Source organism: Escherichia sp. WS1265 (assembly GCF_046487585.1).
Taxonomy (GTDB): domain Bacteria; phylum Pseudomonadota; class Gammaproteobacteria; order Enterobacterales; family Enterobacteriaceae; genus Escherichia; species Escherichia coli.
Genome location: NZ_JBJQJE010000004.1, coordinates 124,458 through 136,491 on the forward strand (window position 1 = coordinate 124,458; position 12,034 = coordinate 136,491).

The 12,034-nt window shown below is 52.7% G+C and carries 9 protein-coding genes; 7 read left to right on the forward strand and 2 right to left on the reverse strand.

Annotated elements, in window-relative coordinates; all coding sequences use genetic code 11:
• Nucleotides 1-85 precede the first annotated feature (85 nt).
• From flgG to flgL, 6 genes are all read left to right on the forward strand, one after another.
• Complete coding sequence (flgG, locus tag ACJHX3_RS05845; RefSeq protein ID WP_000625837.1) at nucleotides 86-868, forward strand: flagellar basal-body rod protein FlgG; 783 nt, start codon at nucleotides 86-88, stop codon at nucleotides 866-868.
• A gap of 52 nt (nucleotides 869-920) precedes the next feature.
• A complete protein-coding gene (gene flgH / locus ACJHX3_RS05850; protein ID WP_001295442.1) occupies nucleotides 921-1,619 on the forward strand; it encodes a flagellar basal body L-ring protein FlgH in 699 nt (232 codons plus the stop codon).
• An 11-nt stretch (nucleotides 1,620-1,630) separates the two neighbouring features.
• On the forward strand, nucleotides 1,631-2,728 hold the full coding sequence (gene flgI, locus ACJHX3_RS05855) for a flagellar basal body P-ring protein FlgI (RefSeq protein ID WP_094322059.1): 1,098 nt from the start codon (nucleotides 1,631-1,633) through the stop codon (nucleotides 2,726-2,728).
• Nucleotides 2,728-3,669, forward strand: a complete 942-nt coding sequence (gene flgJ, locus ACJHX3_RS05860) for a flagellar assembly peptidoglycan hydrolase FlgJ (RefSeq protein ID WP_001305885.1) — start codon at nucleotides 2,728-2,730, stop codon at nucleotides 3,667-3,669. Before flgI ends, flgJ begins: the two co-directional genes overlap by 1 nt.
• A 65-nt stretch (nucleotides 3,670-3,734) precedes the next feature.
• Nucleotides 3,735-5,378 carry a flagellar hook-associated protein FlgK gene (flgK, locus tag ACJHX3_RS05865; protein WP_094322058.1) on the forward strand — a complete coding sequence of 548 codons (1,644 nt, stop codon included), beginning with the start codon at nucleotides 3,735-3,737 and terminating at the stop codon, nucleotides 5,376-5,378.
• An 11-nt stretch (nucleotides 5,379-5,389) separates the two neighbouring features.
• Nucleotides 5,390-6,343 (forward strand): flagellar hook-associated protein FlgL, encoded by a 954-nt coding sequence (gene flgL / locus ACJHX3_RS05870; RefSeq protein WP_094308540.1) that lies wholly within the window; start codon nucleotides 5,390-5,392, stop codon nucleotides 6,341-6,343.
• A gap of 194 nt (nucleotides 6,344-6,537) precedes the next feature.
• On the opposite strand, the gene rne is transcribed toward flgL, so the two are convergent.
• Nucleotides 6,538-9,723 (reverse strand): ribonuclease E, encoded by a 3,186-nt coding sequence (rne, locus tag ACJHX3_RS05875; RefSeq protein WP_001605239.1) that lies wholly within the window; start codon nucleotides 9,721-9,723, stop codon nucleotides 6,538-6,540.
• A 572-nt stretch (nucleotides 9,724-10,295) separates the two neighbouring features.
• Here rne and rluC point away from each other — a divergent pair.
• Nucleotides 10,296-11,255, forward strand: a complete 960-nt coding sequence (rluC, locus tag ACJHX3_RS05880) for a 23S rRNA pseudouridine(955/2504/2580) synthase RluC (protein ID WP_000846342.1) — start codon at nucleotides 10,296-10,298, stop codon at nucleotides 11,253-11,255.
• Between the two features lie 111 nt (nucleotides 11,256-11,366).
• On the opposite strand, the gene yceF is transcribed toward rluC, so the two are convergent.
• Entirely contained in the window at nucleotides 11,367-11,951 is a 585-nt protein-coding gene (gene yceF, locus ACJHX3_RS05885) for a 7-methyl-GTP pyrophosphatase (RefSeq protein ID WP_001125202.1), read from the reverse strand.
• Nucleotides 11,952-12,034: the final 83 nt, after the last annotated feature.

The window sequence follows — 12,034 nt, forward strand, 5'->3', positions numbered from 1 at the left end:
ATTTTGGGAGAGGTTAGGGTGAGGGGAAATTCGCACCGTCGCGTGCTTCTGCTCTGCTTGTCACTAATCCACTACAGGACATTTTATGATAAGTTCATTATGGATCGCCAAAACGGGCCTGGATGCCCAGCAAACCAATATGGACGTCATTGCCAACAACCTGGCAAACGTCAGTACCAACGGTTTTAAGCGTCAGCGCGCGGTATTTGAAGATCTGCTTTATCAAACCATTCGCCAGCCGGGGGCACAGTCTTCCGAACAAACCACCTTACCCTCCGGATTACAAATCGGCACGGGTGTACGCCCGGTCGCCACTGAACGCTTACACAGCCAGGGCAACCTGTCGCAAACCAATAACAGCAAAGATGTCGCGATTAAAGGGCAGGGCTTTTTCCAGGTGATGTTGCCAGATGGCTCATCAGCCTATACCCGTGACGGCTCTTTCCAGGTGGATCAGAACGGGCAGCTGGTGACGGCAGGTGGTTTTCAGGTGCAGCCAGCGATCACCATTCCGGCGAATGCGCTAAGTATCACCATCGGTCGTGATGGCGTGGTCAGCGTAACCCAACAAGGCCAGGCAGCTCCGGTTCAGGTTGGGCAGCTCAATCTCACCACCTTTATGAATGACACCGGACTGGAGAGTATTGGCGAAAACCTCTACACCGAAACGCAATCCTCCGGTGCACCGAACGAAAGCACGCCGGGCCTGAACGGCGCGGGACTGCTGTATCAAGGGTATGTTGAAACGTCTAACGTCAACGTGGCGGAAGAACTGGTCAATATGATTCAGGTGCAACGCGCTTACGAAATCAACAGTAAAGCGGTATCCACCACCGATCAGATGCTGCAAAAACTGACGCAACTCTAAGGCATAACCGGTGGCAGATTCACCGGTTTACTGATTTTTGAAGATGATAGCCATGCAAAAAAACGCTGCGCATACTTATGCCATTTCCAGCTTGTTGGTGCTTTCACTAACCGGCTGCGCCTGGATACCCTCCACGCCGCTGGTACAGGGGGCGACCAGTGCACAACCGGTTCCCGGTCCGACGCCCGTCGCCAACGGTTCTATTTTCCAGTCTGCTCAGCCGATTAACTATGGCTATCAACCGCTGTTTGAAGATCGTCGACCACGCAATATTGGCGATACGCTGACCATCGTGTTGCAGGAGAACGTCAGCGCCAGCAAAAGCTCCTCTGCGAATGCCAGCCGTGACGGTAAAACTAATTTTGGCTTTGATACTGTGCCGCGCTATTTGCAGGGGCTGTTTGGTAACGCTCGTGCCGATGTCGAAGCCTCCGGTGGTAACACGTTCAACGGAAAAGGCGGGGCCAATGCCAGTAATACCTTTAGCGGCACGTTGACGGTGACGGTTGACCAGGTACTGGTTAACGGCAACCTGCATGTGGTGGGTGAAAAACAGATCGCCATTAATCAGGGTACCGAATTTATTCGCTTCTCTGGCGTGGTTAATCCACGCACTATCAGCGGCAGCAATACCGTACCGTCTACTCAGGTGGCGGATGCGCGCATTGAATACGTAGGCAATGGCTACATTAACGAAGCGCAAAATATGGGCTGGTTGCAGCGTTTCTTTCTTAACCTGTCTCCAATGTAAGTGAGGCTGTGGTGATTAAATTTCTCTCTGCATTAATTCTTCTACTGGTTACGACGGCGGCTCAGGCTGAGCGTATTCGCGATCTCACCAGTGTTCAGGGGGTAAGGCAAAACTCACTGATTGGCTATGGCCTGGTGGTGGGGCTGGATGGAACTGGTGACCAGACAACCCAGACGCCGTTTACCACACAAACGCTTAATAACATGCTCTCACAGCTGGGAATTACCGTTCCGACGGGCACCAATATGCAGCTAAAAAACGTCGCTGCGGTAATGGTGACGGCGTCACTTCCGCCGTTTGGACGCCAGGGGCAAACCATCGATGTGGTGGTATCTTCCATGGGTAATGCCAAAAGCTTGCGTGGCGGTACGTTGTTGATGACACCGCTTAAGGGCGTTGACAGTCAGGTGTATGCGCTGGCGCAGGGCAATATTCTGGTTGGCGGCGCAGGAGCCTCCGCTGGCGGTAGCAGTGTTCAGGTGAACCAACTGAACGGTGGACGGATCACCAATGGTGCGGTTATTGAACGTGAATTGCCCAGCCAGTTTGGCGTCGGGAATACCCTTAATTTGCAACTTAACGACGAAGATTTCAGCATGGCGCAGCAAATCGCTGACACCATCAACCGCGTGCGTGGATATGGCAGCGCCACCGCGTTAGATGCGCGGACTATTCAGGTGCGCGTACCGAGTGGCAACAGTTCCCAGGTCCGTTTCCTTGCCGATATCCAGAATATGCAGGTTAATCTCACCCCGCAGGACGCCAAAGTAGTGATTAACTCGCGTACCGGTTCGGTGGTGATGAATCGCGAAGTGACCCTCGACAGCTGCGCAGTAGCGCAGGGGAATCTCTCGGTTACGGTCAATCGTCAGGCCAATGTCAGCCAGCCAGATACACCGTTTGGTGGCGGGCAGACCGTGGTAACGCCACAAACGCAGATCGATTTACGCCAGAGCGGCGGTTCGCTGCAAAGCGTACGTTCCAGCGCCAGCCTCAATAACGTGGTGCGTGCGCTCAATGCGCTGGGCGCTACGCCGATGGATCTGATGTCCATACTGCAATCAATGCAAAGTGCGGGATGTCTGCGGGCAAAACTGGAAATCATCTGATGATCAGCGACAGCAAACTACTGGCAAGTGCGGCCTGGGATGCACAATCGCTCAACGAACTTAAGGCGAAAGCGGGCGAAGATCCGGCGGCAAATATCCGTCCGGTGGCCCGCCAGGTGGAAGGGATGTTCGTGCAGATGATGTTGAAAAGCATGCGCGACGCTTTACCAAAAGATGGCCTGTTCAGCAGCGAGCACACTCGCCTGTATACCAGTATGTATGACCAGCAGATTGCCCAACAGATGACGGCGGGCAAAGGTCTGGGGCTGGCAGAGATGATGGTTAAACAGATGACGCCAGAACAACCATTGCCAGAGGAGTCCACGCCAGCAGCACCGATGAAATTCCCGCTCGAAACCGTGGTGCGTTATCAAAATCAGACGCTTTCGCAGCTGGTGCAAAAGGCCGTCCCACGTAACTACGATGATTCGCTGCCGGGTGACAGTAAAGCATTCCTCGCGCAACTCTCGCTGCCAGCCCAACTGGCAAGCCAGCAAAGCGGTGTGCCACATCATTTGATCCTCGCTCAGGCGGCGCTGGAATCTGGCTGGGGGCAACGACAAATCCGCCGCGAAAACGGCGAGCCGAGCTATAACCTGTTTGGTGTCAAAGCCTCTGGCAACTGGAAAGGGCCAGTCACTGAAATTACCACGACTGAATATGAAAACGGCGAAGCGAAGAAAGTAAAAGCGAAGTTTCGGGTCTACAGCTCGTATCTGGAAGCATTGTCGGATTACGTTGGGCTGTTAACACGTAACCCGCGCTACGCCGCCGTGACGACCGCCGCGAGTGCGGAGCAGGGGGCGCAGGCCCTACAGGACGCGGGCTATGCCACCGATCCTCACTATGCCCGTAAACTCACCAACATGATTCAGCAAATGAAATCGATAAGCGACAAGGTGAGCAAAACCTACAGCATGAACATTGATAATCTGTTCTGAATAACTCAAGTCCGGCGGGTCGCTGCCGATAATACTCTGTAATTGAAGGCTTATAAGGAACCTCCATGTCCAGCTTGATCAATAACGCCATGAGCGGACTGAACGCGGCCCAGGCGGCGTTAAATACGGCAAGTAATAATATCTCCAGCTATAACGTTGCCGGATATACCCGCCAAACCACTATTATGGCGCAGGCCAATAGCACGTTGGGCGCTGGCGGCTGGGTTGGCAATGGCGTCTACGTTTCTGGTGTGCAGCGTGAGTATGATGCGTTTATTACCAACCAGTTACGTGCTGCGCAGACGCAAAGTAGCGGCCTGACTGCCCGCTATGAGCAGATGTCGAAAATCGACAATATGCTCTCCACCAGTACCTCTTCGCTGGCAACACAGATGCAGGATTTTTTCACCAGCCTGCAAACGCTGGTGAGTAACGCGGAAGATCCGGCAGCGCGCCAGGCGCTGATTGGGAAATCAGAAGGGTTGGTAAATCAGTTTAAAACCACCGATCAATATCTGCGCGACCAGGACAAACAGGTCAATATCGCGATAGGTGCCAGCGTTGATCAGATCAACAATTACGCTAAACAAATCGCCAGCCTGAACGATCAGATCTCCCGCCTGACAGGCGTGGGGGCAGGGACGTCACCTAACAATCTGCTGGATCAACGCGATCAACTGGTGAGCGAATTAAACCAGATTGTTGGCGTAGAAGTCAGCGTTCAGGATGGTGGCACTTATAACATCACGATGGCCAATGGCTACTCACTGGTTCAGGGAAGTACGGCGCGGCAACTTGCGGCAGTTCCTTCCAGCGCCGACCCTTCTCGTACGACTGTCGCTTATGTTGATGGGACGGCAGGCAATATTGAGATCCCTGAAAAATTACTGAATACCGGGTCGCTGGGCGGCATTCTGACATTCCGTTCTCAGGATCTGGACCAGACGCGTAATACGCTTGGACAAATGGCGCTGGCATTTGCCGAGGCTTTCAACACCCAACACAAAGCCGGATTTGATGCTAACGGCGATGCCGGTGAAGATTTCTTTGCTATCGGTAAGCCCGCGGTTCTGCAAAACACGAAAAACAAAGGTGACGTTGCGATCGGTGCAACGGTAACTGATGCCTCCGCGGTACTGGCGACAGATTACAAAATCTCGTTCGATAATAATCAGTGGCAGGTCACCCGCCTTGCCAGCAATACCACTTTTACGGTGACGCCGGATGCCAACGGTAAAGTGGCATTTGATGGTCTGGAGTTGACGTTTACAGGAACGCCTGCCGTTAACGACAGCTTCACACTGAAACCGGTAAGTGACGCCATCGTCAACATGGATGTATTAATCACCGACGAAGCGAAAATCGCCATGGCGAGCGCAGAAGATGCGGGTGATAGCGACAACCGCAACGGTCAGGCCCTGCTCGATCTGCAAAGCAACAGTAAAACGGTGGGCGGTGCGAAATCCTTTAACGACGCTTATGCCTCGTTAGTGAGTGATATCGGTAATAAAACCGCGACGTTGAAAACCAGTAGCACCACGCAAGGTAATGTGGTGACGCAGCTTTCCAATCAGCAGCAGTCGATTTCCGGTGTCAATCTCGATGAGGAGTACGGAAATCTGCAACGTTTTCAGCAGTATTACCTCGCGAATGCGCAGGTTCTGCAGACGGCAAACGCGATTTTTGATGCGCTGGTTAACATTCGCTAAGGGGAGATAAAATGCGTTTCAGTACCCAGATGATGTACCAGCAAAACATGCGCGGCATCACCAATTCTCAGGCAGAATGGATGAAGTACGGTGAACAGATGTCGACGGGTAAGCGAGTCGTTAACCCTTCAGATGATCCCATTGCTGCATCACAAGCTGTTGTTCTCTCCCAGGCACAGGCGCAAAACAGCCAGTACACGCTGGCGCGTACTTTCGCCACTCAAAAAGTGTCACTGGAAGAGAGTGTACTTAGCCAGGTCACCACCGCTATCCAGAATGCTCAGGAAAAAATTGTCTACGCCAGCAATGGCACCTTGAGTGACGATGACCGGGCCTCGCTGGCTACGGATATTCAGGGGCTTCGTGACCAGTTGCTGAATCTGGCGAACACCACTGACGGTAACGGGCGCTACATTTTTGCCGGTTATAAAACAGAAACTGCGCCGTTTAGTGTGGCAGACGGCGAATATGTTGGCGGAGCAGAAAGTATTAAACAACAGGTCGATGCTTCGCGTTCGATGGTGATAGGGCACACGGGTGACAAAATTTTCGACAGTATTACCAGCAACGCGGTAGCGGAACCAGACGGTAGCGCTTCTGAAACCAATCTTTTTGCCATGCTGGATAGTGCCATCGCAGCCCTGAAAACGCCGGTCGCGGATAGCGAAGCGGATAAAGAAACCGCCGCTGCGGCACTGGATAAAACCAACCGCGGACTGAAAAACTCGCTGAACAATGTGCTGACTGTTCACGCGGAATTAGGCACGCAGCTGAACGAACTGGAGTCGCTGGATTCATTAGGTAGCGATCGCGCTTTAGGGCAAACGCAGCAGATGAGCGATCTGGTTGATGTGGACTGGAATGCAACTATTTCATCTTACATCATGCAGCAAACGGCATTGCAGGCATCGTATAAAGCATTTACCGATATGCAGGGATTGTCGCTCTTCCAGCTCAACAAATAAGCTCGCTTTAAAACATATCATGAAACTGGGTATGTTTTGTCTGCCCGCTCTGGGATCGCCGGGGCGGGCATTTTTTTGCCTATTTTGTATTGTTGGTTAGCAAGGATGCCATTTGATGAATTTTAATATGTTGATTTAAAGATGAAATAAAAAAGCCCTGGCAGTTACCAGGGCTTGATTGCTTGAGCTAATTATTACTCAACAGGTTGCGGACGCGCAGGAGCGGCAGAGGCATGATGCGTTGCCGTATGACCACCTGCGGCACCTTTGCCTTCGAAGGCAAAAGTAGGGCGCTGCCAGTCACTGTGACGCGGTGCCTCCGGAACATATTCCGGTGCCGGAGCGCGCGTCATTGGCGCGGTAGCGTGGTTATGCTCAACGGTGACCTCAGGTTTAACCGCGGCTACCGTTTCAACTTCTGCTGCGACTTCAGCGACGACTGGCGCGGCAGGTTGAGCAACAACTTCAGGTTCAGCAACCACAACCTCAGCAGTTTCGGCAACTTCTTCAATATCAGCCGTCTCTTCCTGCGGTTCAACCACCGGTTCTGCGTGTTCTGCAACTTCCTGGGCTACGGCAACATCAGACTCGGTAATCACCTGTGGCTGTTCAGTTACCGCGGCGGCAATCACTTCAGGATGCGTCGTTTCAACCACTTCAGGTTGCGGTTCGGCAACCTGAACGGGGGCTTCTACAACTTCAGCCACTTCTTCAACAACCGGTGCGCTAACAACAGGTTCGACAGCGGCGGCGACAGGGACCTCAGTCACCATCGGCTGCACTTGTACTTCTTCCTGTTCGCGCTGCTCTTCGACCTGTACATCTTGCGGACGTACAATTGGATAGCGGATCCAGACTTTGCCAGAGGCCAGTTCCGGAGATGCGCACGCTACGGTCAAAGGCATTGGCGATTGGGTTGGATAACGCTCGTCACGATAGCGACGACGACGCTGACCACTCACGCGCAGGTGACGAGGCGAGCGGCGAGAACGACGCGGCATGCCACCGTTGTCACGGTTATCGGCATTGTTCTCTTCTTGCTGTTCTGGTGCAGCTTGCGCTACGACTGGCAGCGGGACTTTCACCAGTTCTGTGCGTGGAGCTGGCGCTTCCTGAACAATTGGTTCGGCAGCGACAGTTTCTTCAACCACCGGTGCGACTACCGCTTCTTCGGCTACGCTTTGCTCGTAACGCACTTTCTGATTGAGCTGACGCTGTTTACGACGCGGCTGAACCGGACGTACACGTTCTTCCTGTTCGGTTTCCTGAACAGATTGCTCTTCAACATTCAGCGCCTTCGCTTCTTGTTGCGCCTGACGTTTATCATCGTTACGGCGGCGGCTACGTTCACGACGCGGCGCTTGCTGCTCGTCGGTGGTACGTGCTTTTTCCGTTACCTCAGCCTGCTGACGGCTCTCACGCGTCTCGGCAGTCTGCTGCTGTGCCTGGCGACGATTACGACGGTTTTCTTCGCGATTATCGCTGCCTTCAGTACGTTCACTACGGGTGTCGCGGCGCTCATTACGATCACGGCGGTTGTTCTGACGAGGCTTGCGACGATCCTGTTGACGTTCCGGTTTCGCTTCTGCTTTCGGTGCTGGTTGCTCGGTCGGCTTGGTTTCTTCCCCACCGCTGAACAGCGCTTTCAGTGCGCCGAAGAAGCGGCTTAACAGCCCAGGTTGTGCAGGAGCTGCTGGTGTTGCCGGTGCAGCTTTAGGTGCTGGGGCTACGACAGGCGCGGCAGGTTCAGCTGGGGTTGGTGCTGGCGGCACATCCGGCATGGCAAAGGTAGCCAGCGCAGGTTGTTCCGGACGCTTACGTTCAGCGAACTCTTCTTCAGACGGCAGCGCCATCGCTTCTTCATGCAGCTTCGGCAGCATGTAGCTTAAGGTTGGGGTTTCTTCCCCTTTGCGAACGCGCAGCACATGGTAGTGCGGGGTTTCCATCTGATCGTTTGGCACAATCACACAGCGCACGCCGTCCTGACGAGTTTCAATCGCATTCACTGCAGAACGTTTTTCATTCAGCAGATAAGAAGCGATTGGCACAGGAACAATGGCGTGCACTTCCTGGGTGTTCTCTTTCAGCGCTTCTTCTTCGATCAGACGCAGAATAGAGAGCGACAGCGATTCGTTGTCACGCACGGTACCGGTACCGGAGCAGCGCGGGCAGACGTGATGGCTGGATTCACCCAGTGATGGGCTCAGGCGCTGACGGGACATTTCCAGCAGGCCAAAGCGAGAAATATGGCTGATTTGAATACGCGCACGGTCCTGACGCACCGCTTCACGCAGACGGTTTTCTACCGCACGCTGGTGGCGTACTGGCGTCATGTCGATGAAGTCGATAACAATCAGGCCGCCGAGGTCACGCAGGCGCAGCTGACGAGCAATCTCATCGGCAGCTTCGAGGTTGGTGTTAAACGCGGTTTCTTCGATATCGCCGCCGCGGGTCGCGCGTGCGGAGTTGATGTCGATGGCCGTTAACGCTTCGGTGCTGTCGATAACAATGGAACCACCGGATGGCAGACGAACTTCACGCTGGAAGGCGGACTCGATCTGTGACTCGATCTGGTAGTGGCTGAACAGCGGGATCTCGCCGGTGTACAGCTTGATTTTGCTGCTGAAATCCGGGCGACCTAATGCAGCGATATGCTGGCGTGCCAGTTCGAGCACTTTCGGGTTATCGATAAGGATTTCGCCGATGTCCTGGCGTAAGTAATCGCGGAATGCGCGAACGATTACGTTGCTCTCCTGATGAATCAGGAACGGAGCTGGGCGGCTTTCAGCGGCTTTTTTGATGGCTTCCCAGTGTTTCAGACGGAAGCTTAAATCCCATTGCAGCGCCTCAGCAGATTTGCCGACGCCAGCGGTGCGCACGATAAGCCCCATGCCTTCCGGCAGTTCAAGGCTTGCCAGTGCTTCTTTTAATTCGGTACGGTCGTCGCCTTCGATACGACGAGAAATGCCACCCGCGCGCGGGTTGTTCGGCATCAGAACCAGATAGCTACCCGCCAGACTGATAAAGGTGGTTAATGCCGCGCCTTTGTTGCCGCGCTCTTCTTTATCGATCTGAACAATGACTTCCTGACCTTCACGCAACACATCTTTAATGTTGGGACGACCATGAGCACTGTAGTTAGCAGGGAAATATTCGCGGGCAATTTCTTTTAGTGGGAGGAAACCGTGACGTTCAGCGCCGTAATCAACAAAAGCAGCTTCCAGACTCGGTTCAATGCGGGTGATTTTACCTTTGTAGATGTTTGCCTTTTTCTGCTCGTGCCCTGGACTTTCGATATCCAGGTCATACAGACGCTGCCCATCTACAAGGGCAACGCGCAACTCTTCCTGCTGAGTTGCGTTGATTAACATTCTTTTCATCGTAACTTACTCATTATTCTTACATTGACGACTAAGCTGCGGGCAAAGTAACGCCTTTCCGGGTGTGAACCGATGGCCTCGTGTCTAGTCGCGTCGCCAACCTCACGGTTATCGTCAGCTCAAAGAGGCGCAGAGTGTCGGTTGCCCGTTTTTCATGCGGAAAAACAGCGCAATTATCAAAGAAACAGACTGGGTATTACTCTCCAGAAATATTTCCATCTACCGGTAAGGACTGCAACCCGCAGCCCGCTAACTGCCTGAAAGATCAATACGTCTTACGCCATTGCTGCGTGGATGATCGGTCGGGCAAAATGGGTTATTCCGTAAAATTTCTTGTTTTAACAAGGATGGACACGGAAACGGCCTCATTATTCCACTGCAAGCCTTGTTATAGCAAGATGACTTTTACCATTTATCACCCGCTTACTCACAGTTTTTTCACTTCTTGCTGGTGATTGGTTTAATAACCATCAATAAAGTGATCACGTAGTGAAGTAATAAGGTGCAAAACTAAATATAAGCATAGAAAAATGAGTGGCGCGAATCCTGTTGGCTAATTAGAATCGCCCACCATGAAAACAGAGACTCCATCCGTAAAAATTGTTGCTATCACCGCTGACGAAGCGGGGCAACGTATCGATAACTTTTTGCGTACCCAATTGAAAGGCGTACCAAAAAGTATGATTTACCGTATTTTGCGTAAAGGCGAAGTGCGGGTGAACAAAAAACGTATTAAGCCTGAATATAAACTCGAAGCGGGTGATGAGGTGCGTATCCCACCGGTTCGCGTTGCTGAACGGGAAGAAGAGGCGGTATCGCCACATCTGCAAAAGGTGGCAGCGCTGGCGGACGTCATCTTATATGAAGATGACCATATCCTGGTGCTGAATAAACCTTCCGGTACGGCGGTACATGGCGGCAGTGGTTTAAGCTTCGGCGTTATCGAAGGTTTGCGGGCGTTGCGCCCGGAAGCGCGGTTCCTTGAACTGGTTCATCGTCTCGACCGGGACACTTCAGGTGTGTTGCTGGTAGCGAAAAAACGCTCGGCGTTGCGTTCTCTGCATGAGCAATTACGTGAAAAAGGGATGCAAAAAGATTACCTGGCGCTGGTGCGCGGTCAGTGGCAGTCGCATGTGAAGAGCGTTCAAGCGCCGTTATTGAAAAATATTCTGCAAAGCGGCGAACGTATCGTGCGTGTCAGTCAGGAAGGCAAACCGTCGGAAACACGCTTTAAAGTGGAAGAACGCTATGCATTTGCCACCCTGGTGCGTTGTAGCCCGGTAACAGGGCGTACTCATCAGATCCGTGTGCATACACAGTATGCGGGTCATCCGATTGCCTTTGACGATCGCTACGGTGACCGTGAATTTGACAGACAGCTCACTGAAGCAGGCACAGGATTAAATCGTCTGTTCCTGCACGCCGCAGCGTTGAAGTTTACCCATCCGGGGACCGGTGAGGTGATGCGTATCGAAGCGCCGATGGATGATGGTTTGAAGCGTTGTTTGCAAAAACTGCGTAACGCGCGCTAATACGAGCATATAAGCATGATAATGGGCGGTTGGCCTGATAAGGCGTTTACGCCGCATCAGGCTGCCAGCACCGATTGCCGGATGCGACGTAATCGCATCCGGCGCAAATAACTATCCCATCAGCGGGTTTTTCCCTTCCCGACGTAACATCTGACACAGCGCGATTAGCGGTAAACCAACCAGCGTGTTAGGATCACGCCCCTCTAAACGCTCAAACAGAGTAATGCCAAATCCTTCACTCTTAAAGCTACCCGCGCAGTGCAGGGGATGCTCTTTACGCACGTAATTATCAATCTCCGCCTCGCTCAGGTGACGGAAATGGACGTCAAAAGGCTCCACTTCTGTTTGTAGATGCCCATTCGCCGAATTAAACAACGCCAGTCCAGTATAGAAGGTGACGATATTGCCGCTGGCTTTGCGTAATTGCAGACGGGCATTTTCTTCCGTTAACGGTTTACCGGTGATTTCGCCATCAAGAACACATACCTGGTCTGAACCAATAATTAAATGATCCGGATAACGTGACGCCAGAGATTGCGCTTTTTCTTGTGCCAGTCGAAGCACCAACTGTCGCGGTGATTCGTCGCTGCGTGGGGTTTCGTCGACCTCTGGTGCTGCACATTCAAAAGAGATTTGCAGTTTTTCCAGAAGAGCGCGACGCCATGGCGAGGTGGAGGCTAAAATAAGTTTAGGCATATTTTTTTCCATCAGATATAGCGTATTGATGATAGCCATTTTAAACTATGCGCTTCGTTTTGCAGGTTGATGTTCGTTATCAG

Bases quoted from the DNA above. Each gene is read 5' to 3' on its own strand.
- flgG (WP_000625837.1), top strand. From the start codon at position 86: ATGATAAGTTCATTATGGATCGCCAAAACGGGCCTGGATGCCCAGCAA.
- flgH (WP_001295442.1), top strand. From the start codon at position 921: ATGCAAAAAAACGCTGCGCATACTTATGCCATTTCCAGCTTGTTGGTG.
- flgJ (WP_001305885.1), top strand. From the start codon at position 2,728: ATGATCAGCGACAGCAAACTACTGGCAAGTGCGGCCTGGGATGCACAA.
- flgK (WP_094322058.1), top strand. From the start codon at position 3,735: ATGTCCAGCTTGATCAATAACGCCATGAGCGGACTGAACGCGGCCCAG.
- flgL (WP_094308540.1), top strand. From the start codon at position 5,390: ATGCGTTTCAGTACCCAGATGATGTACCAGCAAAACATGCGCGGCATC.
- rne (WP_001605239.1), bottom strand. From the start codon at position 9,723: ATGAAAAGAATGTTAATCAACGCAACTCAGCAGGAAGAGTTGCGCGTT.
- rluC (WP_000846342.1), top strand. From the start codon at position 10,296: ATGAAAACAGAGACTCCATCCGTAAAAATTGTTGCTATCACCGCTGAC.
- yceF (WP_001125202.1), bottom strand. From the start codon at position 11,951: ATGCCTAAACTTATTTTAGCCTCCACCTCGCCATGGCGTCGCGCTCTT.